The organism is Pseudomonas sp., assembly GCF_035512415.1.
GTDB lineage: Bacteria > Pseudomonadota > Gammaproteobacteria > Pseudomonadales > Pseudomonadaceae > Aquipseudomonas.
The window spans coordinates 74,855-90,894 of the sequence record NZ_DATKDZ010000026.1; the positions used below are offsets into that span (position 1 = coordinate 74,855).

Below are 16,040 nucleotides of genomic sequence, written 5' to 3' on the forward strand. Positions count from 1 at the left end.
GCGAAACGTCAGTCACCACGACAACAGGGAGTGGCGCCGCTCGAGTCGATCTGGTAAGTTCGCCCGCTTGCAGCCGCAGGGCCAGTTCTACTCGACGTAGAATCGGCAAGGGACACCGTCCTGCGCAGTGGATTAGAGAGAGTGAGAGGCGGTCATCCATGCCCACCAAAGCAAAAGCAAAAAGCAGCCAACTGACTCGTGGTTTCGAGCCCTATAAAGAAGTAAAGGGCGAGGAATATATGGGTGAGCCGATGCGCGCCCACTTCACCGGCATCCTCAACAAGTGGAAGCTTGAGTTGATGCAGGAAGTCGACCGTACTGTGCACCATATGCAGGACGAAGCGGCCAACTTCCCCGATCCAGCGGACCGCGCCAGCCAGGAAGAAGAATTCAGCCTGGAACTGCGTGCCCGTGATCGCGAGCGCAAACTGATCAAGAAAATCGACGAAACCCTGCAGTTGATCGAAGACAACGATTACGGCTGGTGCGATTCCTGCGGCGTCGAGATCGGCATCCGCCGCCTCGAAGCCCGCCCCACCGCCACCCTTTGCATCGATTGCAAAACGCTGGCGGAAATCAAGGAAAAGCAGATCGGTTCCTGATCTGACTCAGAGGGTGCTTCGGCACCCTCTGTTGTTTCTGTCTCCCTGTGCGCAACCGGCAGTCCTTCGCCCGTATGAACACGCCCGCCTATATCGGCCGCTTCGCCCCCACCCCTAGTGGTTACCTGCATTTCGGCTCACTGGTCGCAGCCCTTGCGTCCTACCTCGACGCGCGCGCAGTAAATGGCCGCTGGCTGCTGCGCATGGAAGACCTCGACCCGCCCAGGGAAGTCCCCGGCGCGCAGAGTGCCATTCTGAACACCCTGGAGCGCTACGGCTTTGCCTGGGATGGCGAAATGGTGCGCCAGAGCAGCCGGCATGCCGAATATGCCGCCCAGGTCGATAACTTGCTGGAGCGGGGCCTGGCCTATGCCTGTGTCTGCTCGCGCAAGCAGCTGGAAGGCTATCAGGGCATCTATCCAGGGTTTTGCCGGGAGGCCGGGCATCCCCGGGCCAACGCGGCGATTCGCCTACGCGTAGCCGAGCAGAGCTATGGCTTCACCGACCGAGTACAGGGCCCTTACAGCCAGCACCTGGGCCGCGAAGTCGGCGACTTCGTTATCCAGCGCCGCGACGGGCTTTACGCCTACCAGCTTGGAGTAGTGATTGACGATGCCTGGCAGGGTGTAACCGACGTAGTGCGCGGTGCCGACCTGCTCGACTCCACCCCGCGCCAGCTCTACCTGCAGCAACTGCTGGGCCTGCCGCAGCCGCGCTACCTGCACGTCCCCCTGATCATCCAGCCCGACGGCCACAAGCTGGGCAAATCCTACCGTTCGCCACCACTACCGGCCGACCAGGCCACTCCCCTGCTAATCCGCGCCCTGCGCACCCTCGGCCAGCCAGTGCCTGAAGGCGCAACCTACGGCCAGCCACAGGAACTGCTGCACTGGGCCAGCCAACACTGGTGCTCCGACCTGATCCCTAACCAACGCACCCTGGCCGAGGCGCAGCTGCGCTAGGAGCTAGAGTGCCCTGGTCGGATCTTGATTTGTGGCTGGGCTGGGTTAACGGTGATGAAGCTGCAGAGGTCACCAAGCAGGCGGCCGTCAGTGGAGCCGTGCTCGACGATAGTCGATCTTTTGATGCCGTACAGACAGCCTAGCTGCCTGTACGCGCCCGAGCTGGAGTGGGCTGACGGCTGTTACAGAAAATCAGGCCTGCCTAGACTTGGCGGCATGAAGCAGCGCCATCGCCATCCCTTTAATCTCCGTCCGCATATGTAGCTTCTCAAGCCATTGAGGGGGTATTCCCGACTCACCATAGAACGCGCCGGCTAACTGACCGGCTATCGCTGCGGTGGTATCAGCATCATCACCAAGGTTGGCCGCTTCCAGGATCGCCGATTCGAAGCTTTCCGAGCGCCAAAAACACCATAACGCCGCTTCCAGCGAGGCCACGCTATAGCCTGTGCCAGCAATTTGCTCGCGGGTCTTAAACCTATATTCCCCAGCCACGATGCTGCGAACCTTCTCTTCGCTAAAGGTTGTTTGCGAAGCACCCAGTATTTCGGCCTTGGGCTTGCCTGACAAAGCCTTGGCAATCAGCTCTCCGAGCAGCTGACAGCACTCGGTCGCCTCCGGGGCTGAATGGGTTGTGCATGAACTCGCCACTGAGAATTTGGCGATCTCATGATGGGATGGGTAGTAGAAAAGCACCACAGGAGCGAGACGCATAAGTGAGCCGTTGCCGGCTGTTTCCGGCTCAATGGAGCCGGCAAAGGGTTGATTCGTTTGCTGGTACTTCAACAGCGCTTGCCTGACAGTATTGCCAATGTCAAAGCACTGCCCCGTCGAACTCATATACCCCCATTGCCACCAGTTGAGGTACCGCCCCATCTGATCCTTGGCATCGAAACCATTCTTCGTCAGCAGGCTTTCCGCGAGACAAAGGGCCATTGATGTATCGTCAGTCCACTGGCCCGGCACCAGATTAAATGGGCCTCCTCCGACCATATCAACGAGCGGGCTAAACGTACCGCGGGGACAAAACTCCACTGATGTTCCCACCGCATCGCCGCAAGCCAAACCAAGCAAGCTGCCTGCGTAGCGGTCTGAAAGTTCAAGTTCATCTTTCATGGTTTGGCTGATCCGAATTGTCATGCTACGGAATTAAGCTGAATTCGTCTTCGATGACGGATAGTAAATAAATATCACACAACGTTATATTGCTAAAACCACCAGACACTACTTCAATAGGCGGAGAAGGTTCTTTAAATTCTATTTGGCTTTGCAGTTAAATGGGTTGGTATTTTTAATTAAATCATTGCATTTGCTAATAATGGCGTCTCGATTTTCAACGATATTCTTGTTGCACCAATCTGCTATAAGGGTTGCGCCCAATGAAAAAGGTACAGTGACGTGCTCACCCATAAACTCGAAGGCCATACCATTTACATCTAATAAATAATCCGGAATATTCTCTATATCCTCATCGCTGCTTAAATATACCCCAGACACTTCCAAGCCGACACCCTCTAGCTTGAGAAGCCGACTCATCAAAATCGCGAGGTAACTATCAACCTCCAAAGATGAAGAGCCTCTAAAATCAAGCAAGCAATTATTTACTATGCTGACCTCGTTATATTTCAACATATAGGTTCCATGACACTAACCCATCGATGGATGGAAGTTTGTTACGGCTGCTTTTGCTTCGTTAAAATATATTCTAAGTTTCACTCATGGGCACGAATAGTTATGCGCGCGATTTTTGTTATTTATCGCAGATTCAAATCCATTTGAAGCGGGGATATCTAAGCTGGAAGGCTATTTTGGATTTAGTTGCAGGCTCAGATCGCGCAGCAACTATTAGGGATCTTTGATGAAACTCTCCGCTTTAAAGGTGCAGAAGCTAAGAAGCGAATCTGTGCTCCACCAGCATGCATCCTAAATGCATAAGTTACCTGTGATTAAAGGGGCGTAGTGTCTAGTTTGAAGAGGATTACTACGTCCTTATTGTTCCATCTCCGTCAAACCGAAACTATTTTTTTATACTAACCCGTCCGTTATAGTCAGTATTCAAATATTCGGATCGAAAGACAGGATCAAAAAGCTTTCCAAGAGGCCGAGCCTCTGTCTTCCTGTCTTTGTTTAAGAGTTCTGATATTTTTAGCAAATCCTGATAGTTGCTCATAAACGCACAATCTACCGAATTTAATGAAATGATTACTGCACCGTTAGAGACTATCTCTAAATTAAGCGTTAGCTGTGGGAAGCTGATGAGGCGCCCCCCCATGTCATATATGCTGTCATCTTCAGTGAGGGAGTAATCCCATGTATTGTTGACAATGACTTTCTCTCCTCTCTCATTGCGAAAAGTGAGCTGCGCATCACATCCTTTTACTTCGGCTATTTTGACGGTGGCCTTTTTGACAATAAGAAAGCCTTCCTCGTTTACTTGCTCTCCCAGTGTATCGTCTTGACTGGTGATTTCTTCGATCAGCGCCTCATCAAGATTAAGCACAAAGTTCTCAAGTTGAAATTCAAAGTTACTGCATAAGCCCTCAGTCAATCCTATATCTATATAGGTTTTAAGGCCGCCGCCATTATCATAGTCAATGACACTGCTTAGTGTGCCTGTTAGATTAAGGTGAATGTCCATATTAATTCTTCCTGCGAATAACGACTTCTTCGAGGTTTTTGGCAGCCATATCAGAGCCGTCTACCAATTTATATCCGTCCGAACTAATGTTTTGCCTAGAAACTATTTCAAGTTTTAATTCTTCCAGTCTTCGCAAGGCGCCTTTAACGTATTTGTTTGACCTGGTGTTGCCAGTCATTGTGATTTGACCGTCATGAGAGAGAACTCGCATTATTTCTGGATTTAATGGGTCGTACCCATACGGATTATCCATATTTATTTTACTTTGAGACCCGGTTTTGACTTGGGGCAGGCTAGTGGCATCCCCTTGATGAACTCCGGGTGTTTTGGGGTCAATGTCAATATTGTAATAGCCCTGTTTTGGATTATGCCCCGCACCGATATTAATGGAGCCGTCGGAGTCGGCAGGTTTGTCAAGGAAGCCGCCACTATTCCCAGGGCAATCCCCCTTCACCTCAGTCAACCCCAGCGGATCCACCCACCCAGTCGGGTTGTTTACATACTGGTAGTTATTCAGCCCACCCGCCAGCTTGATCGGGTCGGGGGTGAGGTAGCTGCCGGTGTTCGGATTGTAGTAGCGGTGGCGGTTGTAGTGCAGACCGGTTTCGGCGTCGAAGTACTGGCCCTGGAAGCGCAGGGGGTTGTCGACTTCGGCGATTTCCAGTTTGGCGACGTTGCCGTAGGCGCGGTATTTCACCGACCAGAGTATCTCGCCGGCGGCGCTGGTGAGTTCCTGCGGGGTGCCGAGGTGGTCGAGCTGGTAGTAGAACGGCTCGGCCTCTTTACCCTTGCCCTGGAGCATGGCCAGGGGGCGGAAGCTGCCGGGTTCGTAGACGTAGCTGCGGTACTGCTCGGGGCCGCTTTCGGCGATCAGGCGGTCGCCTTGCCAGAGGAACTCGGTGGTCTTGCCATCGACGATTTTGGCGGTACGCCGGCCGAAGGCGTCGTAGCGGTAGCTCACCTGGCTGCCATTGGGCAGGCTGGCACCGATCAGGCGGTGTTGGCTGTCGTAACGGTAGTCGGTGATCAGCCGCTGGCCTGCACCGCGGCGTTCGCGCATCAGGTTGCCGAAGGCGTCGTAGTCGAAATGGCGGTCGCCCTGCATCAGCAGGCGGTTGCCTTTGACGTTTGTGCGGTCGTCGGCGACGGCGCTGCTTTGCGCCAGCAGGGTGCCCGCCGGGTCATGGGCGAAGCTTTCCGGGGTGTCTCCGCGCACCGCCACCAGGCGATCCAGTGGGTCGTAGTGGAAGCTCTTGCTGCCTTTGCGCGATTACTTCTTTGACGTGAACTAAAATAAACCGCGCAGCCCAGGTCGCTTTGTCCAAGCCATCCAGACTGCCACCCAAATCAAGATCACCCCCACAACGGTCGAAACGACGGCAAAACCGATGTTGAGCATAAAGAGCTCATAAAAGGCTTCTGGATTGTGCTCACGCGTGTAATGCCCAGGAAGGGAGCCTCGACCGCCGGAAGTGTTTACATAACCGCTCTCCAAATCCTGAAAAGCTGACCAGACTAAGCCACCACCAGACATAAGGAAGAAGCTGCCCAGCAAGAAAATGTGCATTATTGATGTTTCAACCACGGTGGATATTGTCGTAGTCATCGCCTTTGGGCGTGGCCTGAATGCCTTTGGCTTCCTGGCTGCGGTAGTAGACTTCGATGCTGAGGCTAGGGTCGATCTTGGATTGGAGGATGCAGGGTTGTTCCTGCCAGCTGTAATCGCGGTTGCGCTTTATCATCTCCGCGCGGCCACGGCGCTCCCAGGCCCGGTAAGGCATATCGCGCCAGCGGCGCGGGTCGCGCTTGTTCTGCTGGTCATGTTTGGCGGTGACCGGATCGAGGTGGCGAAACTGTTCAAGGATCGGCAGTTCAGGCAAGGGCTGGGTCACATCCATATAACGTTGCAGCGTATCCCAGAACGCCAGCGCTTCTTCCAGGTTCATGCCCAGTGATTGAATTTTAGCGCCGAGAAACACCTCGACCGAGGTGTAGCGGTGATGCAGCCAGATGGCGAAGCCGCTATTGCCGTGTGGACCGGGGCGGAATTCCAGGGTGGCGTCGAACTCGTAGAGCGGCGCGCTAAAGGGTTTTTGAAAGCGCCGGCCAATGGTCAGCATGCCGGTCTGACGATTAAAACCGCTGCCATCGTGGGCGAACACGCGCAAGTAAAGGTCTTGCAAGTAATCCCAGCCGATAAGCCCCATAAAGACGCTAAAGGCCATATAGGCACAGAGCCAGAACATGTTCGTACCAGCAGAGGTACTTTGGAAGGTAAATAGCGATGCTATCAAAGCTAAGGCAAGGCCGGCGCCGACTTGGATTAGATATATTTTATAGCGCGGGTTATCTCCCCCCCACATATACCAAGAGCTAAGACCCATAAATAAAAAAGATATTATAAGGGAGAGAAAACCAATAACGACGTAGGCGTTTACGCTGTTTATTCCTGTCGCCCACTCTATGGTTGCAGCAAGAGCTTCTGTAATCACAAATCCCCAGAGCAACCATGGTATAAATAAAATCGACCACCATTTGAAGTATGGAGTCAAAATCATCCACTTGCTGGTGTTGTCGAAGTTCCAGCGTTTTTGATTGATATAAAGGTCATCTTCTTTTTTTTCATCTAGATAGTCACGCATGCCTGACTGCAACTGGGCATCCACATCCTGCCACGGCTCCAGATTGGCGTAATGTCCCCAGCGCAGTTGCGTACGAGTTGGGCCGGTACGGTCGGCATCTTGCGACCACTTATGCGGTGGTTGAACTGGGATAGCGGTGCTGCGGTAGGCCGAATCGGCATAAGTTGCTGTTGGTTTAACGGAGGCATTCATATTTTGGCAAAGTCCCTTTGGGTGATCAGCCAGTAGGCCACGTCATCGGCATTGTCGCCGTCTGTGGGCATCTGCGCTGCAAACGCTTGCCAGCTACGCGGCTTTGGCTGGGGGAGCGTGATGCGGTTATAGCCAGGGAAGGGATCGTCCGCGTGGCAAATAGTTTCGCCCAGTTGGAACTGCCCGTAGACCTTGAGGCTGTATTCGATGGCTTGCCGGTAACGCAGCGGGTCACCCGCCGTGGGCACGCCAAACTGCGCGGGCAGTACAAAGAGCAAGCGGTTGCCGGTGAGCACTAGGGCACCGAGCTTTTCCTTGGGGATCGGCTGGTAACGGTAGGTCCAGCCTGAGGTATGACCGCGAGTGCGCAGCACTTCCTTGGCGATTAGGCGAAAGTCGAGGCCATTGCGGAACTGGCCCAGCAGCGGGGTGCTTACCTCGACTACCCAGTCTTGCGGGGCCAGGTAAACGCGCACTTGGTTTTGCGCGGCTAGCAGGCGGGCCTTGTCCGCCGCGCTGGCCTTGTCCTGCCATAACTGCAGGCGCTCGATCTGCACGCGGGGCTCACCCAGCGCGCCGAGCAGTTGCTGATAGGCCTGCAAGGGGTCGTTCATCTGCGGCAAGCGCTGCTTGGTGCCGAAGGGGCCGTGCTTGATCGCCTGTTCTACCGCGCCATCGGCCAATAACACGGTCCCAATAACTCCGGCGACCAGCAAGCCGACCCCCAGCCCGAGCAGCCAGGGACTGGCCAGCAGGCCAATGGTATAGAGCGCCCAGATACCCGAGCCGCTAGCGGCGATCATATTGGCCATGGCGACATCGTCGTCACCGTCACGAGAGGCACGGTAAGCATCCCAAGCGAATAGTGCTGCAGTGAATGTCATGGCGGCAGAGGAGCCGATACGCGAGAAATTAAGCCAATTGCTGCCCGTGCGTTTCATCAGGTTTTCGGCCCAGAATCCTGAGGTTTGAAAGCGGCCTCGCTCCCAGAACACATTCCATGGATTGCCGCTACGCTTGGCATCGGTTAGCAACTTGAGCGCAACGTTATTGCTGGCTAACCCAAGGTCTGCCAAAGCCCCCCCTACGCCAAGGAGCCATCTTCCTTTCTCGCCTTGGCTGATTAAATCTTTTGCTCCCCATAAATTTGCATACAAACTAAAACCCGCACATACAGTCGCCAGTATGGGCAGCGCTTTACTGTTAGCGAGGGCCTTGGCCGTATCCAGATGACCTGCAGCGGTGCGCCATTGTTTGTAGTCGGCCACCAATGGATCGTTAGCCTCCGCAGCCACCACCATGGCTTGTCCCAGGTCTTTGCGGGCAAAGCCCAAGCGCTCCGCTAGCTTCCCGCTGCTGGTCGCAAGCACCTTGCCATTCTTCGCTTCCAGGTTGGCGTAGAGGTAGTTATCGCGTGTCAGGGTGGCGCGCTCTGCAGCAGTGATGCCAAAACTAAAACCGTCACCATGCACGCCCAGCACCACCATATTTTTGGCGAGGGCTTCACCTTGGGGCAGCAGTTTTAAGCCTTTGGCGCGACTATGCAGTTTGTTCAGCACATCGAAGGTCGGCGCAAAGCTACGGTGCAGCTGAACCTGGCTGATGCTATTGCTTTCGCTGATACGCTTGACCGCGAGCATACTGGCCGTGGCGACATGGTTAAACAGCTCATCCACTGACGACAGCAGGTTCTGGCCAATATAGGCATTGTTGAGAAAGCTCAGTGCGCTCAAGCCCAGCCGCTCTGGTTTTATCGCAATACCGCTCGCCACAAGTGCCTGTAAGCGCTTGGCGGTTTCTGGTAATTCACCCTGGACATTGGCCAACAAGCCTTTAGTCAACACGTGGGTGGCTTCAATCAGTTGACGGCTGAGTTTGTCCACATCAGCACTGACTTTCATATCCTGCGCTTCGATGCAGCGCGGGTCGCAGCCCTTGGGCGTGCGATTGAGGACTTCCAGCAGTTCAGTCAGTTGGGCGTAGGGTTCAAGCAGGCGCTCGTCTTGGCTGTGGAGGAAATCGTTCCAAACGGGCGGTAGTTGTTTGACTAATTCAAGCACACGTTCCTGCTGGCGATAGAGCTGTTCGCGGGCCTGTTCGCGCTCGCTGTGCAGGGTGGCTTTCTTTAGCGCAGCAATATCGATATGGCTTTTGAACTCTTGCAACGGGCCGCCCGCAGGCATGGCTTCCTGGTAGAGCAACTCGGCATAACGGCCAAAGGGTTGGTGCGGTACCAGGGCGTTGAGGGTTTGCAGCAGTTCGGCGCATAGCCGTGACTGGGCTACCGCATGGCGCAAGGCAAAAATGGGGTCATCGAGCATCACCCCGACCAGTTGCGGATAGTCGCGCAACTGATATTCGCTGAGCAGGTCTTTGTTTGCTGGCAATACGGGTAGAGGATCGGGCGGTGTAGTGCGAATAAAACCAGCCAGTTCCTTTTGGCGCTGCTCAAGCTGTTTAACCAACGACGTAGCGGGTAATTCAGTGAGACCGGCATTGAATAGCAGAGGGTCTTCCAGCAAGGTTTCAAGGTGCAGCTCACGGGCGCACATACCTTTGCTGATGCGCGTGATCGGGATGATCGGCATCGCCTGGGTGGCCTTCCATTGCTCGGGGCCTACGACGGCGGCGGCCCAGGCAGGTGCAATGTTCTGGCAACGTTGCTTGATGCGCCCGGAACTAGCTTCTAGCCACTGAATGTACTCCCACGTCCAGGGCAGTTCGCTGTAGGCCATGGCAAGTTGGTCACCAACAAAACGCCCCTGCAATAACATCGGCACAAGAATCAGATGCTGCTTGGCACCGACAGGCGTGCGCTCATCTGCATTGCCGCCGCTCTGTGCGGCTTTACGCCAGTGTGCGACATCCACCTCAAAAAGCTGGCCCTGACCATCACTTTCCAATTCACGCCAGAGTTTGCCTTGGCGGAATACATAAAGACGACCAGGGCGCAGCAGCGCGCCTTTAGGCGCTTCGTCGTATTTGTCGTAACCTGGCAGGCGCGCCATAGGCACGACGGCGAGAAAGGTATTCTGCTGAATCTCTGGCTCTTCTTCGTTGCTGCGCATATCCAATTCGACAGGAATCTGCAGCATCCCACCATCAATGCGCTCGATATTCAGAGCTAACCGAGCACGGCGTGTATTGTCGTATTCCGCGCGTTTGCGTGTGCCCTGCTTGATGGGCTGATCCTTTAGCTCACTCATGCGTCACCTTCCGGGTCGAGCAGTTGTACTTGACCACCCAAGGCAGGGTCGCCCCATACATCGACAATCAGTTGTTGTGGCCCTAGCTCACCCAGGCTCGCCATTAGTAGCAGCGGATTGATATTGGCCTGGCCGGTCTTTTCACCTACAGGTGCGGTATCGGCGGGTTTGGGGATAACCGGCAACACAGGCGCGGCTCCCGAGCCCTTGCCCGGCGCGCCACCGGAGTTGAACTTGATGATCGGGCCGACCATGGTGATGCCGCTGGCGTCGAGTTTGATAAAGCTGCCGGCGGTTTTGAAGGTCAGTTCGCTGCCGGCTTCGAGCACGACTTTCTGGCCGCTGGATAAATGGATCTCGCTGCCGGCGTTGATAAATTGGCCGGTGCCGATCTTGATGTGCTGGTTGTTGCCGACGGTGAGGTGGTCGTTGGCTTTGACCTCACTTTTGCGGTCTGCGTGGGTGGTGCGGTGTTCTTCGGCTTTGAATTCGCTGTAGCTGTTGGCCTCGACGGTGTCGTGGCGTTCGTTGCCGACACGGATCTTCTGGTCGTGCTCGATGTTTTCGTCCCAGTCGCGCTCGGCGTGGATATAGATCTGCTCCTCGCCCTTTTTGTCTTCGATGCGTATTTCGTTGTAGCCGCCACCGCCGGGGCTGCTGAGGGTCTTGAACACAGTGCGGGTCTTGTTCGCCGGCAGGTCGTAGGGGACGACGTGTTCCTTGTGGTACAGGCAGCCGGTGACCAGGGGCTGGTCGGGGTCGCCTTCGAGGAAGGTGACCAGCACTTCCATGCCGATGCGGGGGATGGCGATGGCACCGTAACGGTCGCCGGCCCAGCTTGATGAAACCCGTAGCCAGCAACTGGTCTTGTCGTCGGCCTGGCCCTCACGGTCCCAGAAGAATTGCACTTTGACCCGGCCGTATTTATCGCAGTGGATTTCTTCGCCAGCGGGGCCGGTGACCACAGCGCTCTGGCTGCCGAGGATGCGTGGTTTGGGGTGTTCCAGGCTGGGGCGGTAAGGCACCGCCCAGGGGGTGGCGGTGAAGTGGTTGCGGTAGCCTTGGGTGAAGTCCGCGTTGTCTGCTTTTCCCTCACCCCAGCCCTCTCCCGGAGGGAGAGGGGGCTGACCGCGGTGGCTTCCAGAGAAGTCGGTGACCGACTCTTCCAGCACCTGGGGCTGCTTGCCCTCGTGGTGGATTTCGGTGATCAGCCAGAAGTCGTTCCAGCTCGCGCGCGGGTGCTCGGTGAGCGCCAGGAAGTGGCCGCTGACCAGCAGCGGCTGATCGCCGTCGCCTTGCGCCAGTTCGAAGTCGTGGCGGTGGCGTTCGAGGGCGCGTTGGCTGAGGTGTTTGCCGCGCTCGCGTTCGACGAAGCGGCCGGGGTAGTCGTAGTCCTCAAGATCAGGGACGAATTCGCTCTTGGCCTCGGCCTCCATCAGCAGTTTGGGCTTTTCGAAGTCGTAGTCGCGGCGGGTCACCCGGCTGGTACGGGTTTCCACGCGCACGCCGAAGCGTTTGATTACTGGCTCGTCGGCGACCAGGCCGCTGTCTTGCTGGTAGGCGGTTGGGGCAAGTTTTGGAAACGGCGTTTGGTCGTCGCCGAAGACCAGTACATGGCCTTGTTCGCTGTGCTGAAAGTGGTAGTGAATCCCTTCCTCCTCGCACAGGCGCTGGACGAAGTGCAGGTCGCTTTCGTCGTACTGCACGCAGTACTCGCGCTCGGGGTAGATCGAGCCGAGTTGGAATTGGTAGGCGTTGGCCTGGATGCCGTGCTCTTCGAGCACTTGGCTGATGATCTTTTCCACCGTCAGGTGCTGGAAGATCCGCTGGTTGGTGCGGTGCGCCAAATAGGACAATTGCGGGCGCAGGGTCACATGGTAGCGGGTCAGGCGTTTACCGGATTCGCCCTGGGCGACGCGGTAGATCTGCCCGTGGATGCCGTTGCCAGCTTGGGATAACGCCAGGAATGCCGACTGATGCAGCAGGCTTTCCAAGTCGAGGTCGGGACGTTCGCTGACCAGTTCCAGTTCGAACTCAAAGGGCTGGCTGATCGCTTCGCGGCCGCTGAATTCGAGCACCTGCAGATCGTGGCTGATGCCCTCGATACTGAGGCTGAAATGGGTCTGGTTGGCAGGGGCGAACATTCGTTGTTCCTCTTCTTTCGATCCATGAATGAGCCAGCAATTTTACGAGCACATCGTCCTGATAACCGGGCGTATTCGACGTTTATCGCCTGACGCCTGGAACGCCATGGTGGACAAGGCTCCGCCAAGTCGCACCCTACGGGGCTCGTGCGCGTAGATGCCAAGACTGAAACGCAACGGCCAGGACGATGCCTGGCCGAAGCGGTGTTACGCGAACTCAGCCAGTGCTTAGGCGGAGATCGGGGTACGCCAGTCGTCGGAACCGGAAGTACCGGAGACTTCGTGGGTCCAGACGATTTTGCGGTAGGTGAAGTACACGTCTTCCAGGTGAGTGAAGTGCGACATGTTCGGATCCTGGCAGTTCGGCATACGCGACTGCACGTCGACGATCACGGCGTCTTCCAGCTCGATGGTGAAGTAGTGCTCCTGGGTACCAGTGGAGGAAGTGCGGTACCACTCCAGACGGCACTTGTTCAGACGCTCACCGGAGGTCAGGGAGTTGAAGATCAGTGGCGAGGATTTGTCGAAGACTTTGGTGATCATCAGCGGCTTGTGTACGCGCTGGCCAGTCGGCTGACCGGACTGCGGATCGCGCGGGATGATGACCTGGTGGTTGAAGGCTTGAACCAGGATCTGGTCTTCATGACCTTCCTGGAAGATATTGCCGACGGAATCTTCGGTGAAGGTGCCGGCGGTGATCAGGCCTTGCTTGGTGCCTTCGAGGGACAGATACGCGGGTGTTGGCATGAGTGCTTTCCTTGCCTTGGGTCATGGATCTGAAGCGATCCGGGAGCCATACAAAGAGCGATAACCGTGCCATTTATTAAAAATATATATATTTCAAATATTTAGCATGACCACAAATGCAAGGCCGGTCATACCGTGCGGTATATCACTGAAAGTTGAGCAGCTTCTTGCGCAGCGCTGCGCAAGAAGCTGCCAACACCTCTACGGGCCTTTAGCAGCAGCGTATGCAGCAAGCTACCCACAGACTTATCCACAGAAAGCTGCGCATCTAGTTGCGCAACAGCCACTCACATCGCCCCCTGTGGCAAAGGCCAGACGCTTAGCTCGGCATCAGATGGATCGTCTCGCCGCGCAGACGCACGTCAATTGCCTGCCCGACCTCAAGGCCATAGCGCTGCGCCACATGGCGCGGCACGTTCATGCTCAGGCGTTCCGCGCCGGCCAGCAGCGTCACCCGGTATTGCTCGCCCAACGACAACAGGCGCTCGATGCGCACCGCCACGCGGTTATCCAGAGGCGTCCCCGGGCGCTGGTTGAGCGGCATCAGCAGCACTCCGGACGTCGGCATCACCCACGCCACCTGCTGCCCCACCGCCAGCTGCGGTTGGGCGCGGACCTTGAGACGGTACTCGCCCCAGGCCAGCAGGCTGTGATCGACAGCATGCCCCAGCAGCCGGCCGCTGGACATATTGCGCATGCCCAGTAAACGCGCCACCTCCGCCGTGGCCGGTGCCTGCATCAGGCGGTCCGGGGTGTCGGCCTGCAGGGTCTGGCCGGCCGCCAGAATACACATGCGGTCAGCCAGCAGCGTAGCCTCGTCCAGGTCATGGGTAACCAGAACCACCGGCATGCGCAGCTCCTCGCGCAACTCAGCCAGTTCACCATACAGAGCCTCGCGGGTGCTGCGGTCCACCGCGGAAAAGGGTTCGTCGAGCAGCAACACCTTGGGTTCGCGGGCCAGGGCCCGGGCTACCGCCACCCGCTGCTGCTGCCCGCCGGACAGTTGATGGGGCAAGCGCTCGCCCAGGTCGTGCAGGTGCACCCGCTCCAGCCAGGCCTGGGCACGTGCCAGGCGCTCGACTGGCGGATAATCCAGCAGCGCCTCGGCGACGTTGTGCCGGGCGCTGAGATGGGGAAACAGGGCGAAATGCTGAAACACCATGCCGACCCGCCGATTCATGGTCGGTACGGTGATGCCGCGCCCGCTGTCGAACCAGGTTTCGCCGCCGCAGCGGATGCTGCCGTTAGCTGGTTGATACAAGCCGGCAATGCTGCGCAGCAAGGTCGACTTGCCGCTACCGGAAGGCCCGACCAGGGCCAGCACTTCACCGGGGGCGCAGCTTATCTGGGCCGCCAGCGGAATCGGGCTGCTCTGCTGCAGGTCGAGATGCAAGCCCTCAGTCATGCTGCCGCCTTGCCGCCAGGCGTGAGGTGGCGAAGTAGGACAGGCCGATGGCGCACAGGGAAATCAGCAACAGCACCGCCGACATCAGCCCCGCGGCCTGGTCGTCGAAGGCCTGCACCCGGTCGTAGATGGCGATGGCGATGGTGCGGGTCTCCCCCGGGATACTGCCGCCAACCATCAGCACCACACCGAACTCACCCAGGGTGTGGGCGAAGGTCAGTACCAGGGCCGAGAGAATCCCCGGCCAGGCCAGCGGCAACTCGATGCGCCGCAGCACTCGCCAGGGCGACAGACCACAGCAGCGCGCCGCCTCGCGCACATCCCGCGGGATAGCCTCGAAGGCGCGCTGCATGGGCTGAATGGCAAAAGGCAGGTTGAATAGCAGCGAAGCCACCAGCAAGCCTGCGAAGGAAAAGGTCAGCTGGCTGCCGAACAGCGCCTGATAGGCCTGACCGATGGGCGAGCTGGCCCCCATGGCGACGAGCAGGTAGAAGCCCAACACGGTCGGCGGCAGCACCAGCGGCAATGCCAGCAGCGCCTCCACCAGGCTCTTGCCGCGAAACTGGCTCCAGGCCAGCTTGCGCCCGATCCAGACGCCCAAGGGCAAGAGAATCAGCATGGTGCACAGGGCCAGTTGCAGGGACAGCAGCAGCGCGGGCCAATCCATAAACAGTCCTATTCGGCTGCGGGCAGGGTAAAGCCATAGTCGGCCATGATGGCGCGGGCGGCGGGCTCCTGCAGATAACGGTAGAAGGCCTCACTGGTGGCGTTGGCATTGTTCAACAGGACCATGCGCTGGCGCAGCGGCTGATGCCAGTCCTGCGGAATCAGCGCCCACTCGCCACGCCCGGCCAGATTAGGGGCCAGGGCCAGGGAGTAGGCAATAATCCCGCCCTGGGCATTGCCTGAGGTGGCGAACTGCGCCGCCTGGGACACGTTCTCACCCAGCACCAGCCGCCCCTGCAGACCGTCCCAGAGGTCGGCGTGACGTAGCGCCTCCTCGGCGCGCTGGCCGTAGGGCGCATGCTCGGGGTTGGCGATGGCGAAACGCCGGACCTGCCCCGCCGCCAGCGCCGCGCGCAGGCCTTGCAGCTCGCCGTCGACCTTCAACCGCGGCCCCTGCGCAGCCAGCAGCACGATACGGCCGATGGCATAAAGCACGCCGCTGTCCCGGGTTTTGCCCGCGGCCGCCAGCTGCTCAACATAGTGCTCATCGGCCGACAGGAATAACTGAAAAGGCGCACCCTCGCTGATCTGCCGGTAGAAATTGCCGGAGGAGCCGAACACCAGCCTGACCGACTGCCCGCTATCGGCCTTGAAGCGCGCGGCCACCGCCTCCAGGGCGAACTGCAGATCGGAAGCGGCAGCCACTGCCGGAGCTTCGACGGCCATGGTCGGCAGCGGCAGGCAGGCCAGAAGGCCCAGCAGCAGGGAACGCAGCGAAGATTTGCGCAGCATGGAACGACTTCCGCTCAGTGGTTTGTATACAAAAGCGCTATATC

At 57.5% G+C, this 16,040-nt stretch carries 13 protein-coding genes and 1 pseudogene; 2 read left to right on the plus strand and 12 right to left on the minus strand.

Features of this window, described 5'->3' with window-relative positions; genetic code table 11:
* The first annotated feature begins 158 nt into the window (after positions 1-158).
* Together dksA and gluQRS are read left to right on the plus strand one after the other, a co-directional pair.
* Complete coding sequence (dksA, locus tag VMP31_RS12980) at positions 159-602, plus strand: RNA polymerase-binding protein DksA (protein ID WP_305623958.1); 444 nt, start codon at positions 159-161, stop codon at positions 600-602.
* Between the two features lie 74 nt (positions 603-676).
* Positions 677-1,564 carry a tRNA glutamyl-Q(34) synthetase GluQRS gene (gene gluQRS, locus VMP31_RS12985; RefSeq protein WP_325507746.1) on the plus strand — a complete coding sequence of 296 codons (888 nt, stop codon included), beginning with the start codon at positions 677-679 and terminating at the stop codon, positions 1,562-1,564.
* Positions 1,565-1,756: 192 nt separating this feature from the next.
* Here gluQRS and VMP31_RS12990 read toward each other — a convergent pair whose 3' ends face one another.
* The 12 genes and pseudogenes from VMP31_RS12990 to modA all read right to left on the minus strand — a co-directional run bounded on the left by VMP31_RS12990 (position 1,757) and on the right by modA (position 15,996).
* Entirely contained in the window at positions 1,757-2,680 is a 924-nt protein-coding gene (locus tag VMP31_RS12990) for an ADP-ribosylglycohydrolase family protein (RefSeq protein WP_325507748.1), read from the minus strand.
* A 141-nt stretch (positions 2,681-2,821) separates the two neighbouring features.
* On the minus strand, positions 2,822-3,196 hold the full coding sequence (locus VMP31_RS12995; RefSeq protein WP_325507749.1) for a hypothetical protein: 375 nt from the start codon (positions 3,194-3,196) through the stop codon (positions 2,822-2,824).
* Between the two features lie 385 nt (positions 3,197-3,581).
* Complete coding sequence (locus tag VMP31_RS13000) at positions 3,582-4,202, minus strand: hypothetical protein (RefSeq protein WP_325507751.1); 621 nt, start codon at positions 4,200-4,202, stop codon at positions 3,582-3,584.
* Between the two features lie 412 nt (positions 4,203-4,614).
* Positions 4,615-5,472 (minus strand): annotated as a pseudogene (locus VMP31_RS13005) (RHS repeat domain-containing protein); the annotation flags it as partial.
* Positions 5,473-5,490: 18 nt separating this feature from the next.
* The gene (locus tag VMP31_RS13010; RefSeq protein ID WP_325507753.1) at positions 5,491-5,769 is read right to left on the minus strand and encodes a hypothetical protein; all 279 of its coding nucleotides are present in this window, start codon (positions 5,767-5,769) and stop codon (positions 5,491-5,493) included.
* Between the two features lie 10 nt (positions 5,770-5,779).
* On the minus strand, positions 5,780-7,036 hold the full coding sequence (locus VMP31_RS13015) for a hypothetical protein (protein WP_325507755.1): 1,257 nt from the start codon (positions 7,034-7,036) through the stop codon (positions 5,780-5,782).
* Positions 7,033-10,242: a hypothetical protein gene (locus VMP31_RS13020; protein ID WP_325507757.1), complete on the minus strand. Its 3,210-nt coding sequence runs from the start codon at positions 10,240-10,242 to the stop codon at positions 7,033-7,035. The genes VMP31_RS13015 and VMP31_RS13020 overlap by 4 nt, the downstream gene beginning before the upstream one ends.
* Positions 10,239-12,386: a type VI secretion system tip protein TssI/VgrG gene (tssI, locus tag VMP31_RS13025; RefSeq protein ID WP_325507759.1), complete on the minus strand. Its 2,148-nt coding sequence runs from the start codon at positions 12,384-12,386 to the stop codon at positions 10,239-10,241. Before tssI ends, VMP31_RS13020 begins: the two co-directional genes overlap by 4 nt.
* A gap of 228 nt (positions 12,387-12,614) precedes the next feature.
* Entirely contained in the window at positions 12,615-13,133 is a 519-nt protein-coding gene (locus VMP31_RS13030) for an Hcp family type VI secretion system effector (RefSeq protein WP_090241257.1), read from the minus strand.
* A 319-nt stretch (positions 13,134-13,452) separates the two neighbouring features.
* Entirely contained in the window at positions 13,453-14,538 is a 1,086-nt protein-coding gene (locus tag VMP31_RS13035; RefSeq protein WP_325507762.1) for an ABC transporter ATP-binding protein, read from the minus strand.
* Complete coding sequence (gene modB, locus VMP31_RS13040) at positions 14,531-15,205, minus strand: molybdate ABC transporter permease subunit (RefSeq protein WP_325507764.1); 675 nt, start codon at positions 15,203-15,205, stop codon at positions 14,531-14,533. The genes VMP31_RS13035 and modB overlap by 8 nt, the downstream gene beginning before the upstream one ends.
* 8 nt (positions 15,206-15,213) lie before the next feature.
* Positions 15,214-15,996, minus strand: coding sequence for a molybdate ABC transporter substrate-binding protein (modA, locus tag VMP31_RS13045; RefSeq protein WP_325507766.1), 783 nt, complete (start codon positions 15,994-15,996; stop codon positions 15,214-15,216).
* Positions 15,997-16,040 lie beyond the last annotated feature (44 nt).